Below are 16444 nucleotides of genomic sequence, written 5' to 3' on the forward strand. Positions count from 1 at the left end.
GATGGCACACGCTAAAAACCACGACTACCACATTCTGGCCCCATCAATCTGGCCATTCATCGGCGCGATTGGCGGCTTTGTGATGCTGTTCGGAGCTGTCCTCTGGATGCACGGTATCACATCGTTCATGTTCTGGGCAGGTCTGGTGGCCGTGCTTTATACCATGTTCGCATGGTGGTCAGAGGTTGTCGCCGAAAGCCGTGCTGGTGATCATACACCAGTGGTTCGCATCGGCCTGCGCTATGGCTTCATCCTGTTCGTGATGTCCGAGGTGATGTTCTTCTTCGCGTGGTTCTGGTCGTTCTTCAAACACCGCATGTATCCGATGTACGACTATGCCGGTACCGAGTACATCCAGCCGGACATCCACGCGGTTGACCCGTTCCACCTGCCGCTGATCAACACTCTGGTCCTGCTGTTGTCGGGCTGTGCAATTACATGGGCACACCATGCGCTGGTTCACGACAATGACCGCAAGGCGCTGATCAACGGTCTGGCGATCGGTATCGTTCTGGGTATCGCGTTTACCTTCCTGCAGGCGTTTGAATACTATGAACTGCTGGCGCATGAGGGCTGGAAATTCGGTGATGATCAGTTCTACTCGAACTTCTTCATGGCAACCGGTTTCCACGGTGCACACGTCATCATCGGGACCATTTTCCTGAGCGTCTGTTTGATCCGTGCGCTACGCGGTGACTTTACGCCCGAGAAACACGTCGGTTTCGAAGCGGCTGCATGGTACTGGCACTTTGTTGACGTCGTATGGCTGTTCCTGTTCTTCGCCGTCTACATCTGGGGTCAGGCTCCACTGATGTAACGCCGGACAGGCGATCCAATTGCAAAAGCCGCCCTTAGGGGCGGCTTTTTCTCTATCCGGGGCGCAATATTGCGCCCCATACAATTGCACGGTTGCCTTTCCGCAGGTGTAGCCCTTAACAAGACGCCGGCTCATGCAGAGCCTTCAAATGATGTAATCTGGACCCGACATGCGCCGCATTCTCTTCCTGCTGATTTTTGGTATCGCCGGTCTGGCGATCCTGGTGTCGCTGGGGGTCTGGCAGGTTCAGCGTCTGGCGTGGAAACAGGACGTATTGGCCGAGATTGAAAATCGGATATCCGCTAATCCCGTTGATTTGCCGGTAAGTGTGTCGCCCGATACCGACAAGTATTTGCCAGTTACGATCAAGGGCGAGATGGAGCCGGGTGAGATCCACGTTCTGGTCTCGGTCAAGCAGGTTGGGGCAGGGTATCGCATCATCCAGTCTTTCAGTACCGAAGACCGGACAATCCTAGTGGATCGGGGCTTTGTGCCTGTGACTGCGAAGCAGATCGAGCGCCGGACTGGTCCGATGGAGGTCACCGGTAATCTGCATTGGCCGGATGAGATCGACGGTTACACGCCCGAGCCCGATATCGATGACAACATCTGGTTTGCGCGCGATGTGCCCAATCTTGCCGCAGCTTTGGGGGCCGAGCCGATCATGCTGATCGCGCGTTCGCAAACCGATCCCGGAATTACGCCTTTGCCGGTTGATACGGCCGGCATCCCGAATGACCATCTGCAATATGCAATCACCTGGTTTGGTTTGGCCCTGGTTTGGGCCGCGATGACCGGGTACTTCCTGTGGCGCAGCCGCGCCCCTTCTGAGAGTGACGAGCCATGAAATACATCTCGACCCGTGGGCAGGCGCCCGAACTGACTTTTGAAGAGGCGATGCTGACAGGGTTGGCCCGCGACGGTGGCCTGTATCTGCCCGCTGAAATCCCGGTGATGACGCAGGACGAGATCGCGGCTTTGGCCGGATTGCCGTACGAGGAAATCGCCTTTCGGGTGATGTGGCCTTATGTCAGCGGGTCGTTTGGTGAGGACGAGTTCAAGGACATCATCGCACGTGCTTATGAAGGCTTTGGTCACGACGCCCGTGCACCGCTGAAGCAGTTGAACGAGAACCACTTCCTGCTGGAGCTGTTCCACGGGCCAACTCTGGCTTTCAAGGACTTTGCCATGCAGCTGATCGGCCAGCTGTTCCAGGTGGCCCTCAAGCGCCGCGGCGACCGCGTGACCATCGTGGGTGCGACCAGTGGCGATACCGGTTCGGCCGCGATTGAGGCGTTCCGGGGTCTGGATGCCGTGGATGTATTCATTTTGTATCCGCATGGCCGAGTATCGGAAGTGCAGCGTCGCCAGATGACAACGCCAGCGGACAGCAACGTGCATGCCTTGGCCTTGGATGGCGATTTCGACGATTGTCAGGCTGCGCTGAAGGATATGTTCAACGATTTTGATTTCCGCGACGGGGTGAAGCTGGCAGGGGTGAACTCGATCAACTTTGCCCGTGTGCTGGCGCAGATCGTTTATTACTTCTCAGCCGCTGTCAGCCTTGGGGCACCGCATCGCAAGGTCAGCTTCACAGTGCCAACTGGCAATTTCGGTGACATTTTCGCGGGGTACTTGGCCAAGCGCATGGGCTTGCCGATTGACCGTCTGGTCGTGGCTACCAACCAGAACGACATCCTGCACCGCTGTCTGTCGGGCGAGGGGTATTTCAAGGGTGACACCATCCCCTCGATCAGCCCGTCGATGGATATTCAGGTTAGCTCGAACTTTGAGCGTGCGCTCTACTACGCTTATGGCGAGGACGGCGGCGCAATTGCGCAGCTGATGGACGAGCTCAAGAATGGTGGCTTCAATGTCAGCCAAGGCGCGATGGAAGCGTTGCGCGAAAGTTTTGACTCGGGCCGAGTGTCCGAAGACGAAACGCTCGAGACGATCAAGCACACGCTAGCCCATAGCGTTGAACTCGTTTGCCCGCATACAGCCGTTGGTATCAAGGTCGCGGAAGAGCATCGCAACACCGACGTTCCGATGATCACGCTGGCCACTGCACACCCGGCAAAATTCCCAGCGGCGGTTGAGAAGGCGAGCGGCGAACATCCGCCTCTTCCATCCCGCATGTCTGATCTGTATGAACGTCCAGAACGGGTGACCCGCATAGCGAATGATCTGGGTGCCCTCGAGGATCATATCAAAAGGCATATTGCTGAGTGACTGTCAGACAAGACCAACTGAAGAACGGATTTCGTATCGTCAGTGAACACATGCCGGGGCTGCAATCGGCGGCCATCGGCATCTGGGTAACCGCCGGTGGGCGGCATGAGCGGATCGAGCAGAACGGTATTGCGCATTTCCTTGAGCACATGGCGTTCAAGGGAACCGAGCGTCGGTCTGCGCTGCAAATCGCCGAGGCGATCGAGGATGTAGGCGGGTATATCAACGCCTACACTTCGCGTGAGGTGACGGCCTATTATGCTCGCGTCCTGAAAGACGATGTGGCGCTGGCCATGGATGTGATCGGCGACATCGTTCTGAATCCGGTTTTCGACCCGCGCGAGATCGAGGTCGAACGCGGTGTGATCTTGCAGGAGATCGGTCAGGCCTATGACACGCCGGACGATGTAATCTTTGATTGGTTGCAGGAGCAGAGCTATCACGACCAGCCCTTGGGCCGGACGATTCTGGGCCCGACCGAGCGGGTCAGTGCGTTTTCGCGAGAGGACCTCTCCGGCTTCGTAGCTGAGCACTATGGCCCCGATCAGATGATCCTGTCAGCCGCCGGTGCCGTGGATCACGATCAGCTGATGAAAATGGCTGAAGAGATGTTCGGTCATCTGCAACCACGTACAGGGCTGATCGCCGAACCTGCGCGCTTTACCGGTGGTGAAGCGCGGCAGGAGAAAGAGTTGGAGCAGGCCCATTTTGCGCTGGCCCTGGAAAGCCCCGGTTACCGTGATGATGCGATCTATACCGCGCAGATATATTCGACGGCACTGGGTGGCGGCATGTCCTCGCGGCTGTTTCAGGAGGTGCGTGAAACACGCGGGCTCTGCTATACGATCTTTGCGCAGACCGGAGCCTATGCAGACACCGGGACAACCACGATCTACGCCGGTACATCGGCGGATCAGGTCGCAGAGCTTGCCACCATCACCATTGACGAGATGAAGCGCGCGGCTGAGGACATGACCTCCGAAGAGGTTGCCCGTGCCCGTGCGCAGATGAAGGCCGGAATGCTTATGGGACTGGAAAGCCCGTCGAACCGAGCCGAACGGTTGGCGCGACTGGTTCAGATCTGGGGCCGTGTTCCGTCGCTTGAGGATACGGTGGCCAAGATTGATGCGGTCAGCACCGAGGATGTGCGCGTATTCGCTGAGCAGATGGCAATCAAAGCGCCTGCCGCTCTGGCGCTTTACGGGCCGGTCTCAGGCGCACCGACACTGGCTGAATTGCAGGAGAGGCGCGCGGCTTGATGCTGTTGGGCAGACGCAAGCTGAAACTCGAAACTGAACGGTTGAGTCTGCGACCACCCGTTCATTCCGATTTTCATGATTGGTCTGCTCTACGGCGAGCGTCGCGTGAATACCTGACCCCGTGGGAGCCGGTTTGGGCAAAGGATCACCTGAGCCGTAAATCCTTTACCAACCGGGTCTATTGGGCACAGCGTTCGGTGGCCAGCGGTACCGCCGTTCCACTGTTTCTGTTCAGGCGCAGCGACAATGTGCTGTTAGGCGCAATTACTTTGGACAACATACGTCGCGGCCCGGCTCAGGCGGGGACGCTTGGGTATTGGACCGGGCAGTCTTTTGCTCGTCAGGGGTATATGCGCGAAGCGATTGGCGCGATGGTGCATTATGCATTTACCCGGCTGGACCTTAGCCGGATCGAAGCCGCCTGCCTTCCGGAAAACAAAGCGTCGCGCGGTTTGCTCGAAAGCTCCGGCTTCAAATACGAGGGCGTCGCGCAGTCTTACCTGCAGATCGGTGGCCGCTGGCGCACCCATGTTCTGTATGCCAGTTTGCGGTCTGATCGGCGCGGTCGGACGGATGCAGGCTAACGCCTGCGCCTGGAAACTGACCCCTATCAAACAAGAAGCATGACTTGTGGCGATGTTGCGCTAAACTCTGCTCATGCGCTGGGCTGTTCTGGCATTGTTGGTGATTGCGGAAGGCGCCGTAGCGCAGGAGCGGCGGCCCAGCCATTGTATTGCCATCGCCAACGAAACTCCCGGCATTCAGTATCTTCATAAAGCTGCGTGGCAGGATCCGGTGCCGGCATTCTCCGTCCGGATCAGCTATGTCGCCCATGCCTCGTTTTTGCTTCAGACACATGGCGGGCTAAATGCCGTCACCGATTTCACAGGGTTCATCGGTGGGGCCGCCCTGATTCCCGATGTGGTGACCATGAACCACGCACACAGCACCCACTGGACCGCGCATCCCGATCCTGCGATCCCTCATGTTCTGGAAGGCTGGGGAGAGTTCGGGCAAGGCATCGACCATCATCTTGATCTGGGGGAAATGCTGATCCGGAACGTTTCCACCGACATCCGATCAACCTATGGCGGGGTCGAGGAACGCGGCAACTCCATCTTTGTCTTCGAGGTTGAGGGGCTGTGTATCGGCCATCTGGGTCATTTGCATCACGTCCCGTCGGATGAGCAATTCGCAGCGCTGGGCCGGCTGGATGTTGTCATGGCAGCGGTAGATGGCGGAACCACCATGCCGTTGCCTGAAATGATTTCAGTGCTGCGGCGCCTGAAAAGCTCGGTCATCATTCCGATGCACTGGTTTTCGGATTACTCACTCGAACGATTTCTGAGTGGGATACGAAACGATTTTCCGGTTGAGCGGGACGGCGTATCCGAGATTGAAGTATCGTTGCGAACACTTCCGGATCGACCCACGGTGGTCGTTCTTGAGCCGCGCTATCTGATTGAGTTGGAATAAGACTTGCCGAAACTTTCTGCCTTGGGCATGGAAAGGGTATGACTTTGAACCCTGCAGATGAGTGCTTTGCCCAGCGAATCCGAACCCAACTGGGTGACGACATATTGCGCCCGGTTGAGCCGCGATATCTCGAAGAACCCCGTCGCAGATTTGCCGGGCATGTTGGCGTCCTATGCCTGCCTCGCAATGTGGAAGAAGTCGCCGCGCTGGTTCGGCTGGCAGCCGATGCGAATGTGCCCGTGGTTCCTTATGGCGGCGGCACCGGGCTGGTTGGCGGGCAGGTCATGGCGGATGATCCAGCCCCTTTGGTGATCTCGCTAGAGCGTATGACAGCGATCCGGGGTGTCTATCCGACCGAGAATGTTCTGGTGGCCGAAGCCGGCGCAATTCTGGCAGACGTGCAGGCGGCAGCTGAGGCTGCAGATCGGCTGTTCCCTCTGGCGCTTGCTGCGCAGGGTTCTTGCAGGATTGGGGGCAACCTCGCCACCAACGCGGGGGGCGTGAACGTTTTGCGATATGGCAATACCCGCGATCTGTGCCTGGGGCTCGAGGCGGTACTGCCAAACGGGGACATCTGGCACGGGCTCAGCCGGTTGAGGAAAGACAACACTGGATATGATCTGCGCAATCTGCTGATCGGTTCTGAGGGAACGCTTGGCATCATCACGGCTGCATCTCTCAAACTGTTTCCCAGACCAACCGGAATCGGCACCGCGATCTTTCAGGTGGCCTCTCCTGATGCTGCCATTCATCTGCTGGCCCTTGCGCGGGATCAGGTGGGGGAGGGGGTCAGTACTTTTGAACTGATCCACCGACAGGGGATGGACTTCCTGACCGAGGTTCTGCCCGACGTACGCCAACCGTTTGTCGCACCGCCTGAATGGAGCGTGTTGATCGAGTTGGGTCTGGCTTCCGGGCACGACCCGTCAGAGGCGCTCGAAAGCCTGTTCCAGACGGCTTTGGGTCAAGATCTGGTCAGTGATGGTGTAATTGCGCAAAGCGAAGGTCAACGTGCAGAACTCTGGGCTGTACGCGAGCGTATCCCCGAGGCTAATCGCCTGGTCGGCTCAGTATCCAGCCATGATATCTCGATCCCGATCTCTTCGATACCTGAATTCATTGAACGGGGCGCAGAGCTGGTCGCCTCGCTGGGACCTTATCGCATCAACTGCTTCGGTCACTTGGGCGATGGAAATCTGCACTACAACGTTTTTCCGCCAAAGGGGCATGACAGAGCAGAGTTTGATGAGAAAAGGGCGACGGTCAAACACGCGGTTCATGACCTAGTCCATGAATTCCGTGGGTCGGTCAGCGCAGAACATGGGATAGGTAGGCTCAAAGTCGATGATCTTGAGCGCTACGGGGACCCAGCCAAGCTGCAGGCGATGCGCGCGATCAAGGCAGCGCTTGACCCCAAAGGGATTATGAACCCCGGTGCGATCCTGAAGGCTTAGGCACGGCCCGACAAATGCGAGCCGTGCCTGACATCCGCTTACGAAGCAGGGATGATAACTTTGTCGATCACATGGATCACGCCGTTCTTGGTTTCGATATCGGCTTGAACAACGTTGGCATCGTTGACCATCACGCCCGAATCCAGATCGATGGTGATCTCACCGCCCTGCACGGTTGCAGCGGTCATGTCATCTGACAGATCGCCCGACATTACTTTGCCCGGAACCACGTGGTAGGTCAGGATGGCCACCAATTGATCCTTGTTTTCAGGCTTCAGCAGAGTTTCTACCGTGCCTTCAGGCAATGCAGCAAAAGCTTCATCTGTTGGGGCGAAAACAGTGAATGGACCCTCACCTTTCAGAGTATCAACCAGTTCAGCGGCCTGAACGGCAGCTACGAGAGTTGTAAAGCTGCCTGCCGAGACAGCAGTGTCCACAATGTCTTTTCCATGACCGTCTGCCATTGCAGACGTGCTGAACAGAATACTAGCGACACCAGCTACAGCGATTTTGCGAAACATGACTTCATATCCCTTGTTGAATGAATGCCTCAGGTGGCATCATCAGGGGTACGGGGGCGCATCGCGACAAGATCACCTTGCGTGAAGAATGTTCCGGCTTGAAACCGGGGCATGGCGGGCTAAGCCCGCCAATTCGTAGATTTCCAATCACGAAATCGTGAAAGTAAGTAGGTCAAAGGCCTTCAAATTCGCACAGGACGTGGACGTCCATGCCCATATCTTCCAGCACTTTGCGACCACCTAGTTCGGGCAGATCAATCACGAAGGCACAGGAAACGATTTCACCGCCAAGCCGCTCGATCAGCTTGATGCCCGCAGCAGCCGTGCCGCCAGTTGCTAACAGATCGTCAACCACCAGAATCTTCTCACCCGGTTGAATTGCGTCATCGTGGATTTCAACGATCGCCTCGCCGTATTCCAGCTTATAGTCCTGACTGATGGTTGTGCCGGGCAGTTTGCCCTTTTTGCGGATAGGCACAAACCCGACGCTTAGCTGATGCGCAATTGCCCCGCCCAGGATAAACCCGCGCGCCTCAAGACCGACCACCTTGTCGATCCGCTCACCCGCATAAGGGTGCAGCATCTGGTCGATCGCCATGCGAAACCCGCGCGGGTCGGCGAACAGGGTTGTCACATCCCGGAACATGATCCCTTCATGCGGGAAATCTACGATGGTCCGAATGTAATCCTTGACCGTTTTGTTTCTGGACATGGGCCAACCCTCTTGCGTCAAATTACGCGCGGGTGTTTGGCCCATCAGACGGGGTCATGCAAGGAAAGTTTCCCAGCTGCGATCATTTGTGGCGGTCTGGTACCGCCTTTGGCAGACCGTAGTAGCGATACAGCGCAGCTGGCAGCCACGACAGGTGCGGTTTGCGCCAGTTGCGTTGGTCGCGCAGCAGAAATGCCTGAGCAGCATGAAGGTTCATTGCCTAATTCCTTTTTTATTGTTAGGTGCTCGATATCTACAACTTCTATGCGATGTATATACAATGTATCGCGATAAGAATCAAGGGATCGTCGGAGTAAGGGCGCGTGGGAAAGAAAGACGGTAAGGGATCTACCAAGAAAAACAGTCAGTTGGTGTTACGGCTGGATAAGGACGAACGCGACGCATTTGTTGAGCTTTGCAAGGAGCTCGACACATCTGCAGCCCGGGAAATCCGGCGCTTCATCCGCGGTTTCATGAAAGAGAACGCCGAAAACTAGTGCACAGGTTGTGGCTGGCAGCGGACAGCCATTTCTTGTTCTTTAGTTGAAGGCACTCAGGCTGGCCGACGCAAAAGGGCAGTGGCCAGCCCCATTCCGATCAGGGTTAACCCTCCAAATCGCGTCAAACCGGTGATCACGCTCGGACGCCCAATCATCTGACGCAGGCGATCCGCCAACAGTGCATAGGCCAGCGCATTCAGCCAGGCCAGACCCACAAACGTTGCAATCAGGATAAGGAACTGCGGCCCTAGCGGATCGGCAGGGCGCAGAAACTGCGGCACGAATGCGATAAAGAAGGCGATGGATTTCGGGTTCAGCGCCGTAACGGCCGCCGCATGGCCAAAGACACTTTGAGTCGTCACATCACGCCCGGTCGAAACGGTCTCCAGACCTCCCGAGGGAGCGCTGCGCAACAGTTTGACGCCCATCCAGACCAGATAGGCCGCACCTACCCATTTCAGCGCGGTGAACAGGGTTGCCGATGCCAGAACAAGCGCACCCAACCCAAGCAGAGAGGCGGTCATGGCCAAAAGATCACCCGCAGCTACACCCGAGGCCGAGGCAACGGCAACGCTGCGCCCCTTGGACAGGGCATAGCTGAGAACAAGCAATACCGTGGGCCCCGGTATCAACAAAAGTGCCGTAGAAGCCGCAACAAAAGCCAACCAGATCTCCAAAGACATGATGCACGTGTTCCGCGATTGAAAATAGCTCGGATCAGCTAGGCTCGCGGGGCCGGGAAAGTCAACCAGACAAGGCGTCCAAAGCAGCTCCGGATAAGGTGAAAACTCCCGCCGCGAGTCGCTTTTTGCGATGTTTTATGTTAATATTCGCATTTTTTAAGAAGGAGTATTTGTTATGAAGTGGTTAGCTGCAGTGTTTGTGCTCTTTATTGCTGTCGTTGCTCAGACGGGAAACGCCAATAGCTGCCCAGAAGGGTACACAGAATGCGGAGGCAACCTGTGTTGTCCTAAGGTGCAGCAATGACCTGGTCAGGCGCACTTGACGAGTTGCGCAAACGCTCTGGATACCTGATTGCGGTGGCGATCGTTATCGCTGTTCTGGCGTTCACGGCACCGCTGGTGCTGGATGCGGATGAGGCCGATTTGCGCTATGACCGAAACAGCATCCCAGCCCATCGTCTGGATAGTCCGCGACCCGGTGATGCCTATGCATTTGATCATTCGGCCGGTGATTTCATGGCGATCAAACTGTGCCGTTTGCACATGGCTGATACGTTCCAGGCAGCACCGGTCAGGTTTGCCGGCGTCAATGAGTGGGGAAAGGGCTTCAATGATGCGATCTCGCAGGTGGGACAGTTCGTCGGAGAGAAGATTCTTCATGAGATGAACCTCGAAGGCGCGCATGTCGTGTGGGAATTCAACAAGATCTATCGCAGCGATGAGCTGAGTACCCAGCTTGAGCAGAACTGCCTTGAGCGTGTGGTCGAACGCGTACGTATGCCTGATCAGTCGGTCTTTATCGTCGATATGGTTTACTATGCGCCGGATGAGCCCGACATGCCGAAACTGGTTCAGCTATCCCGGTCGAGCATCATACCGATGGACTGTGGTGCAAGTTGCATGCAGCCGATGCCTAAACATGAGGTTCTCAAGATCGGTTGGCTGACGCGGATCAAGGCTGAATGGCAACTGGTACGTATCGAATAGCCGCACTCAGGCGATAAGAGGGGGCATAGCGGAGTTTGGGGGCACCCGAACTCTGGGCTCGTGTCAGCAGATCGCTGATTTGTAATGGCTTCGCTGCTGTGTATGTGGTGGCCTGGTCAAGGATGTTCTGTGTTCCTTTGAGAAATGGGACTGTTCCGGGCGGCACAGTGGAAGTGGCGTATTGTGCGGATAATCTTAAAGCTCGGATTAAGGTTGATACACCTGTCTTGAAACGCCCATATGCGGACACAAGACTATGAGGGCCATTTCGCCTCAGGAGGTTCGGGTGACACAACCGCATACGACTGACAATGAACAGCAGATCCAAACCGGCCAACCATCGCGCAGTTGGCTGAAACGTGCGTTGATCTCTGTGGTGGCCGTTGGCGGCGTCGCTTATGTGGCAGCCGCAGGATACATGTATCTCAATCAGCGGTCTTTGCTGTTCAAACCCTCAGGTGTTCTGCCCGAACCGCAAGCTGTTGGTTTGGCGGATGCGACCGTCTTAAAAGTACCGATGTCTGATGGGGTTGAGCTGACCACTTGGTCCGTTCCTGCCAGCGCAGAAGGTGCACCAACGGTCCTGTTCTTTCATGGTCAAAGCGGTAATCTGGGCGACCGAGTTCAACGGCTTGAAGAGATTGTCGACAGTGGGTTCGGGCTGCTTGCCCCCAGCTATCGGGGATATCCCGGCAGTCCCGGTGAACCGTCTGAGCAGGCCCTGATCTCGGATGGTGTTGAGCTGTTTGATCTGCTCGAAACCCAGGGCGAGACTGTTATCCTGCACGGACAAAGCCTTGGCACGGGCGTCGCGACCGCAGTGGCCGAACAGCGCCCGGAAGCTGAACTCCTGGTACTCGAAGCACCCTTTACAGCGACAGTGGACGTGGCAGCCGAAAGATACCCTTGGCTGCCGGTGTCAGCGCTGATGAAAGACCACTTCGCCACCCGCGACCTTATCGATGATGTCGAGGTTCCGATCCTGATCTTTCACGGTTCCGAAGATGAAACGGTTCCGCCCCACCACAGCAAGAAGCTGGGGGAACTCTCCGGCGCGAAGGCCCAGCTGTTCATGATACCGGGTGGAACCCATAACGACCTCTGGTCGCACGGATTGTGGCAGGAGGTTCGTCAGAACCTGCCAGCCAACTAAGGGCAACCCTGTCGGGTGTCAGAGGATCCGCCCGGCAACCGCATCCAGCTTGGCCAGAACGGCTGGGTCGCGTTTCTCGGGTGCGGTCAGGATCGCAAATTCCAGCGCGCGGTCGCAGCCATGCGGGCAAAGTTCGCGTTCGGACCCCAGCAGTTTCGGCAGCCCTTTGACCAGCGCCCGGCCTTTCTCGGCATTCCCGGTCAGCGTGGCGATGATGGCGGTTACGTCCACTTCACCGTGATCGGGGTGCCAGCTGTCATAGTCCGTGACCATCGCGACGGAGGCATAGCAAAGTTCCGCTTCGCGGGCGAGCTTCGCTTCGGGCATGTTGGTCATGCCGATCACATCGCAACCCCATTGCTCGCGATACATCTTCGACTCGGCCAGGGTTGAGAATTGCGGCCCTTCCATTGCCAGATAGGTCCCGCCGCGGTGGATCGTGATGCCAGCAGCCTTACCCGCAGTTTCACAGGCATCGCTCAGGCGCGGGCAGGTGGGATGCGCGACACTGACATGTGCGACGCAGCCCGTACCAAAAAAGCTCTTTTCCCGCGCAAAGGTCCGATCAATGAACTGGTCGACGATCACGAAATCACCCGGTGCCATATGCTCGCGGAATGATCCGCAAGCCGAGACCGAGATTACATCTGTCACCCCCAGCCGTTTCAGCGCATCGATGTTGGCGCGATAGGGGACTTCGGTCGGCGAATGGACGTGCCCGCGCCCGTGGCGTGGCAGAAAGGCCATGTCGACGCCATCCAGAGAGCCGGTCAGGATCTGATCCGATGGATCGCCCCACGGCGTTTCAACACTGACCCAATCCGCATTTTCCAATCCGTCGATTTCGTAGATGCCTGATCCGCCAATGACGGCAATTTTGGTTTGGGTCACTGATCTTCTCCCCGCAGGTTGTTTGTCTTGGATATCTGCGGTTTGCGACCCGCTTTGACAAGGGTTTGCATCTATTCTTCCGCGGCTATCAATCCGCGAATGTCGGATTGGCTCCTAAAGTCCAGCCATGCCGCATCAAAACCGTCCAGCGACCATGTCAGATCCTGTGATTGGCCGTGCCGATCCCGAAAGACAAAGCGATAGGCCTCACCGGTCAGCATTGCGTCGATTATGTCCTGCGCGCCTTCTCCGGCAAAGGTACAGCTGAGGCCTGTTAGACAGCCCGGTCTGCGCGTGCGCCAGATCACGCCTTCGCCTTGGTCGATCCGGAACCCGGACGGGTTGAACAGGGTGCCGGGTTCAATTCCGAACTCGATTTCATAACCTTCGGGGGTCGGTGTGATGAATACGAACTGGGCGGCAAACTTCGGACGCAACGAAAATACATCGGCGCGCCGAATATAGCATCGTTGCCGCAACGCACCGTTTTCCTCTCGCTCATCGCAGATGGAATTCCATATCCCGTGGGCTTCATAGTGGGTCACACGCCAGTTCCCGGCCGTGTCATTGCCTTGTAAGTCCTGCGCAATTGCAGAAATCGGATATAGCAAAAGTAGAATGATCCAGCGCATGTTGCAGAGTTGCTTGCGACTGCTGTGATCTTCAACTCACGTTATTGCGAGAGAGTTGGTATGCGACTAAAGCATGGCAGTGTCCCACCCAGCGCGGTAGCTCTGACACGGGATTGCATATAAAAGACCCCCTTCGCGCGAACAAATTAACCCACAGGACTGTCCAATGCCCCGAGCCTTGCTGGCAAGCTTTGCCAATCGCCTAGCCATACCTGACCTGCGCTGGATGCCCGACGAGGGGCTGACCATGTCGCGTCTGCGTATCGAATTGCTGTCCGGCCTGACCGTTGCTCTGGCTCTTGTGCCCGAAGCTGTTGCATTTGCCTTTGTCGCAGGGGTTCACCCGCTGGTTGGCCTTTATGCGGCATTCCTTGTGGGTCTGATCACTGCACTGATTGGTGGGCGTCCTGGTATGATTTCGGGTGCGACCGGTGCTCTGGCCGTGGTAATGGTGGCCCTGGTTGCACAGCACGGCGTGGAATACCTGTTCGCGACAGTGGTTCTGATGGGCATCCTGCAAGTGATTGCAGGCGCGATGCACTGGGGGCGGTTCATACGTCTTGTGCCTCATCCGGTGATGCTGGGCTTTGTGAATGGTCTGGCCATTGTGATTTTCCTGGCGCAGTTGGGTCAGTTCAAAGTGCCGGGGACCATGGAAAACACCGGGCACGGCATGGGTGGCGGCGAATGGCTATCGGGCATGCAGCTCTATACCATGCTGGGCCTTGTTGCTTTGACCATGGCAGTCATCTGGGTCATGCCGCGCATCACACGTATCGTGCCTGCACCGTTGGCCGGTATCGTCGTCGTTGCCGCACTGGTCATTGGCTTCGGTTTGGATGTTCCACGCGTCGGCGATCTGGCCTCGATCGAAGGTGGGCTGCCGTCCTTCCATATCCCGATGGTTCCGCTGACATGGGAAACGTTTGAGATCATCCTGCCCTACGCCGTCATTCTCGCAGCGATCGGGTTGATCGAATCCCTGCTTACCCTGAACCTTGTGGGTGAAATCACGGGCAAGCGCGGCGGTGCCTCGCAGGAGTGTATTGCGCAGGGTGCGGCCAACGTTGTCACCGGCTTTTTCGGCGGTATGGGCGGTTGCGCGATGATCGGTCAGTCGATGATCAACGTAAAATCGGGCGGCCGTACACGTGTTGCAGGTATCGCTGCGGCGCTGTTCCTGCTGGTCTTTATCCTGTTCGCTGCCCCCCTGATCGAGCAAATTCCGTTGGCCGCACTGGTTGGCGTGATGTTCATGGTCGTGATCGGAACCTTTGCCTGGAACTCGTTCAACATCCTGCGCAAGGTCCCACTGATGGATGCGTTCGTCATTGTACTGGTGACCGTGGTAACCGTGATGGAGGACCTTGCAGTTGCGGTTGTGGTCGGTGTGATCGTGTCTGCGCTGGCCTATGCCTGGAACAACGCCAAGCGTATTCATGCAGTGACGCGCGAGTCCGAAACTGAAAAAGGCGCTAAGGTCTACGAGATTCAGGGCCCGTTGTTCTTTGGGTCGTCTGAAGGGTTTGTAGAACTGTTCGACGTAGCAAATGATCCGGAAACCGTGATTGTCGATTTCGCCGACAGTCGGGTTGTCGATCAATCGGCGCTGCAGGCTATCGAAAACATTGCTGGCAAATACGAGGCCGCCGGTAAGCGCGTCATGTTACGCCACCTCAGCCGCGATTGTCACAAGCTGCTGAACAAGGCGGGTCACCTGATGGTCGATAGTGACGATGACCCGGACTATGGTCTGGCCGTGGATTACTCGGTCCGCACCGGCATTCTGGGCGGACACTGAATGAAAAAGGGCGGCCGATCAGGCCGCCCTTTTACTTTGGGGCCATCCGTTCCAGCGCATCTATGTCACCGGACAACAATGCCTCTTCGGCGTGGGCAACGCTTTCGGCCGGCCAGTCCCACCAGTTCAGTGCCTGCAGTCTTTCGACAGTTTCTGGATCAAAGCGGAACCGTCTGACCTCTGCCGGATTGCCTGTGACGATGGCGTATGGGGGAATTTCGCCGCGAACGACCGACCCGGCGCCGATGATCGCCCCGTTTCCGATCCGCGCACCGGGCAGGATCATCGCGCCATAGCCGATCCAGACATCGTTCCCGATGACAGTGTTCCGGCTATCAGGTTGATAACCTGCCATACGGTCCGGATCGAAAACCGGAAACGGAAAACAGGTCAGCCCGTCTGTGGCGTGATTGGCGGACGCGGTGATAAACCGTACGCCATGAGCGATCTGGCAGAACTTGCCCAGCACCAGTTTCTCTCGGGAAAAGGGAAACAGGTAGGGTGCCAGCCTAAAGGCCCAGTCGTCAGGTGCATCAAAATCCGACGCGTAGCTGAAAGCGCCAGCCTGAAACTGCGGGTGATCAATAGCCTGAGACAGAAAGACGGTTCCCCGATGGTCAGAGCCATCGGGCAGGGTAATCGGATATCGGTGTGACGGATCGGGTAGGGGCATCAATCATCCGGCCTTGAAAGACTAAACAGGTCGCTGACAACCGAATAATCCCGATACCCGAGGCGGGCCAGCGGTTTGAACGAAGTGACGTCGAACTTTCCGTCGCGAATATGTTCGTCGTGCAAATGCACACCGGTCACTTCGCCGAAAACAACACGGTTCGCTTCGCCCGGCAGCGTGACGATTTGGGTCAGCTTACACTCCAGCGCCGCCGGTGCATCTTTGATCCGCGCGCAGGGGATGGTCTCACATTCAATCGGGGTCAGTCCGGCATGCTCGAACTCATCGATGTCTTTTGGCAATCCTGCTGAGCTTGCGTTCATCGCATCACGATGGGCATGGGCAACGACATTCACGCAGAACACGCCCGTGGCTTCGATATTGGCGATACTGTCCTTGCCGCCGTCCTGATCATGTTTGGTGCCGGTAGTTGCAAACATCACCTGCGGCGGGGTGTAGGCGACGCCGTTGAAAAAGGAATAAGGCGCCAGATTATTGATCCCGTTCGCATCCCGGGTCGATATCCATCCGATGGGGCGAGGGGTGATGATGGCGTTAAAGGGATTGTGCGGCAAACCATGGCCGTCTTCGGGGCGATAGAACATCTTATCTCCAAGCGTTTGCCCAAGGCGTAACGAAGTGCTAGGGCGAAT

General features: G+C 57.0%; 19 protein-coding genes. 11 read left to right on the plus strand and 8 right to left on the minus strand.

Annotated elements, in window-relative coordinates; all coding sequences use genetic code 11:
• Nucleotide 1: 1 nt before the first annotated feature.
• From ACR0CW_RS00470 to ACR0CW_RS00500, 7 genes are all read left to right on the plus strand, one after another.
• A complete protein-coding gene (locus tag ACR0CW_RS00470; RefSeq protein WP_155139594.1) occupies nt 2-817 on the plus strand; it encodes a cytochrome c oxidase subunit 3 in 816 nt (271 codons plus the stop codon).
• Between the two features lie 169 nt (nt 818-986).
• A complete protein-coding gene (locus tag ACR0CW_RS00475; protein WP_480786448.1) occupies nt 987-1664 on the plus strand; it encodes an SURF1 family protein in 678 nt (225 codons plus the stop codon).
• Complete coding sequence (gene thrC / locus ACR0CW_RS00480; RefSeq protein WP_480786449.1) at nt 1661-3049, plus strand: threonine synthase; 1389 nt, start codon at nt 1661-1663, stop codon at nt 3047-3049. The genes ACR0CW_RS00475 and thrC overlap by 4 nt, the downstream gene beginning before the upstream one ends.
• On the plus strand, nt 3046-4308 hold the full coding sequence (locus ACR0CW_RS00485) for a M16 family metallopeptidase (RefSeq protein WP_170331232.1): 1263 nt from the start codon (nt 3046-3048) through the stop codon (nt 4306-4308). Before thrC ends, ACR0CW_RS00485 begins: the two co-directional genes overlap by 4 nt.
• On the plus strand, nt 4308-4892 hold the full coding sequence (locus ACR0CW_RS00490; protein WP_155139599.1) for a GNAT family N-acetyltransferase: 585 nt from the start codon (nt 4308-4310) through the stop codon (nt 4890-4892). The genes ACR0CW_RS00485 and ACR0CW_RS00490 overlap by 1 nt, the downstream gene beginning before the upstream one ends.
• A gap of 73 nt (nt 4893-4965) precedes the next feature.
• On the plus strand, nt 4966-5784 hold the full coding sequence (locus ACR0CW_RS00495) for an MBL fold metallo-hydrolase (protein ID WP_480786450.1): 819 nt from the start codon (nt 4966-4968) through the stop codon (nt 5782-5784).
• A 38-nt stretch (nt 5785-5822) separates the two neighbouring features.
• Nucleotides 5823-7238 (plus strand): FAD-binding oxidoreductase, encoded by a 1416-nt coding sequence (locus ACR0CW_RS00500; RefSeq protein WP_480786451.1) that lies wholly within the window; start codon nt 5823-5825, stop codon nt 7236-7238.
• Nucleotides 7239-7276: 38 nt separating this feature from the next.
• On the opposite strand, the gene ACR0CW_RS00505 is transcribed toward ACR0CW_RS00500, so the two are convergent.
• The 3 genes from ACR0CW_RS00505 to ACR0CW_RS00515 all read right to left on the minus strand — a co-directional run bounded on the left by ACR0CW_RS00505 (nt 7277) and on the right by ACR0CW_RS00515 (nt 8688).
• Nucleotides 7277-7759 (minus strand): fasciclin domain-containing protein, encoded by a 483-nt coding sequence (locus ACR0CW_RS00505; RefSeq protein WP_170331238.1) that lies wholly within the window; start codon nt 7757-7759, stop codon nt 7277-7279.
• 172 nt (nt 7760-7931) lie between these two features.
• A complete protein-coding gene (locus tag ACR0CW_RS00510; protein WP_155139606.1) occupies nt 7932-8471 on the minus strand; it encodes an adenine phosphoribosyltransferase in 540 nt (179 codons plus the stop codon).
• An 82-nt stretch (nt 8472-8553) separates the two neighbouring features.
• The gene (locus ACR0CW_RS00515) at nt 8554-8688 is read right to left on the minus strand and encodes a hypothetical protein (protein WP_256372725.1); all 135 of its coding nucleotides are present in this window, start codon (nt 8686-8688) and stop codon (nt 8554-8556) included.
• Nucleotides 8689-8794: 106 nt separating this feature from the next.
• On the opposite strand from ACR0CW_RS00515, the gene ACR0CW_RS00520 reads away from it, so the two are divergent.
• Nucleotides 8795-8968, plus strand: coding sequence for a hypothetical protein (locus ACR0CW_RS00520; RefSeq protein WP_155139608.1), 174 nt, complete (start codon nt 8795-8797; stop codon nt 8966-8968).
• Between the two features lie 56 nt (nt 8969-9024).
• Here ACR0CW_RS00520 and ACR0CW_RS00525 read toward each other — a convergent pair whose 3' ends face one another.
• A complete protein-coding gene (locus ACR0CW_RS00525) occupies nt 9025-9654 on the minus strand; it encodes a LysE family translocator (RefSeq protein ID WP_155139611.1) in 630 nt (209 codons plus the stop codon).
• A gap of 300 nt (nt 9655-9954) precedes the next feature.
• Between ACR0CW_RS00525 and ACR0CW_RS00530 the strand changes: the two genes are divergently transcribed.
• Nucleotides 9955-10641, plus strand: a complete 687-nt coding sequence (locus ACR0CW_RS00530) for a hypothetical protein (RefSeq protein WP_155139613.1) — start codon at nt 9955-9957, stop codon at nt 10639-10641.
• 286 nt (nt 10642-10927) lie between these two features.
• Entirely contained in the window at nt 10928-11794 is an 867-nt protein-coding gene (locus ACR0CW_RS00535) for an alpha/beta hydrolase (protein WP_480786452.1), read from the plus strand.
• 18 nt (nt 11795-11812) lie between these two features.
• Here the strand turns inward: ACR0CW_RS00535 and ACR0CW_RS00540 are convergent, their stop codons facing one another.
• Nucleotides 11813-12685 carry an S-methyl-5'-thioadenosine phosphorylase gene (locus ACR0CW_RS00540; RefSeq protein ID WP_480786453.1) on the minus strand — a complete coding sequence of 291 codons (873 nt, stop codon included), beginning with the start codon at nt 12683-12685 and terminating at the stop codon, nt 11813-11815.
• Between the two features lie 71 nt (nt 12686-12756).
• Nucleotides 12757-13317, minus strand: a complete 561-nt coding sequence (locus ACR0CW_RS00545) for an invasion associated locus B family protein (protein ID WP_480786454.1) — start codon at nt 13315-13317, stop codon at nt 12757-12759.
• A gap of 166 nt (nt 13318-13483) precedes the next feature.
• On the opposite strand from ACR0CW_RS00545, the gene ACR0CW_RS00550 reads away from it, so the two are divergent.
• Nucleotides 13484-15118 (plus strand): SulP family inorganic anion transporter, encoded by a 1635-nt coding sequence (locus ACR0CW_RS00550; protein ID WP_480786455.1) that lies wholly within the window; start codon nt 13484-13486, stop codon nt 15116-15118.
• A gap of 31 nt (nt 15119-15149) precedes the next feature.
• Here the strand turns inward: ACR0CW_RS00550 and ACR0CW_RS00555 are convergent, their stop codons facing one another.
• Complete coding sequence (locus tag ACR0CW_RS00555; RefSeq protein ID WP_480786456.1) at nt 15150-15791, minus strand: CatB-related O-acetyltransferase; 642 nt, start codon at nt 15789-15791, stop codon at nt 15150-15152.
• The gene (locus tag ACR0CW_RS00560; RefSeq protein WP_480786457.1) at nt 15791-16396 is read right to left on the minus strand and encodes a flavin reductase family protein; all 606 of its coding nucleotides are present in this window, start codon (nt 16394-16396) and stop codon (nt 15791-15793) included. The genes ACR0CW_RS00555 and ACR0CW_RS00560 overlap by 1 nt, the downstream gene beginning before the upstream one ends.
• Nucleotides 16397-16444: the final 48 nt, after the last annotated feature.

It is taken from the genome of Ruegeria sp. CH6 (assembly GCF_056537005.1).

What these genes read in the sequence shown, in the direction of transcription:
- ACR0CW_RS00525 (WP_155139611.1), bottom strand. Translation starts at nt 9,654, where the DNA reads ATGTCTTTGGAGATCTGGTTGGCTTTTGTTGCGGCTTCTACGGCACTT.
- thrC (WP_480786449.1), top strand. Translation starts at nt 1,661, where the DNA reads ATGAAATACATCTCGACCCGTGGGCAGGCGCCCGAACTGACTTTTGAA.
- ACR0CW_RS00495 (WP_480786450.1), top strand. Translation starts at nt 4,966, where the DNA reads ATGCGCTGGGCTGTTCTGGCATTGTTGGTGATTGCGGAAGGCGCCGTA.
- ACR0CW_RS00550 (WP_480786455.1), top strand. Translation starts at nt 13,484, where the DNA reads ATGCCCCGAGCCTTGCTGGCAAGCTTTGCCAATCGCCTAGCCATACCT.
- ACR0CW_RS00500 (WP_480786451.1), top strand. Translation starts at nt 5,823, where the DNA reads ATGACTTTGAACCCTGCAGATGAGTGCTTTGCCCAGCGAATCCGAACC.
- ACR0CW_RS00505 (WP_170331238.1), bottom strand. Translation starts at nt 7,759, where the DNA reads ATGTTTCGCAAAATCGCTGTAGCTGGTGTCGCTAGTATTCTGTTCAGC.
- ACR0CW_RS00530 (WP_155139613.1), top strand. Translation starts at nt 9,955, where the DNA reads ATGACCTGGTCAGGCGCACTTGACGAGTTGCGCAAACGCTCTGGATAC.
- ACR0CW_RS00545 (WP_480786454.1), bottom strand. Translation starts at nt 13,317, where the DNA reads ATGCGCTGGATCATTCTACTTTTGCTATATCCGATTTCTGCAATTGCG.
- ACR0CW_RS00560 (WP_480786457.1), bottom strand. Translation starts at nt 16,396, where the DNA reads ATGTTCTATCGCCCCGAAGACGGCCATGGTTTGCCGCACAATCCCTTT.
- ACR0CW_RS00470 (WP_155139594.1), top strand. Translation starts at nt 2, where the DNA reads ATGGCACACGCTAAAAACCACGACTACCACATTCTGGCCCCATCAATC.
- ACR0CW_RS00475 (WP_480786448.1), top strand. Translation starts at nt 987, where the DNA reads ATGCGCCGCATTCTCTTCCTGCTGATTTTTGGTATCGCCGGTCTGGCG.
- ACR0CW_RS00555 (WP_480786456.1), bottom strand. Translation starts at nt 15,791, where the DNA reads ATGCCCCTACCCGATCCGTCACACCGATATCCGATTACCCTGCCCGAT.
- ACR0CW_RS00515 (WP_256372725.1), bottom strand. Translation starts at nt 8,688, where the DNA reads ATGAACCTTCATGCTGCTCAGGCATTTCTGCTGCGCGACCAACGCAAC.
- ACR0CW_RS00510 (WP_155139606.1), bottom strand. Translation starts at nt 8,471, where the DNA reads ATGTCCAGAAACAAAACGGTCAAGGATTACATTCGGACCATCGTAGAT.
- ACR0CW_RS00490 (WP_155139599.1), top strand. Translation starts at nt 4,308, where the DNA reads ATGCTGTTGGGCAGACGCAAGCTGAAACTCGAAACTGAACGGTTGAGT.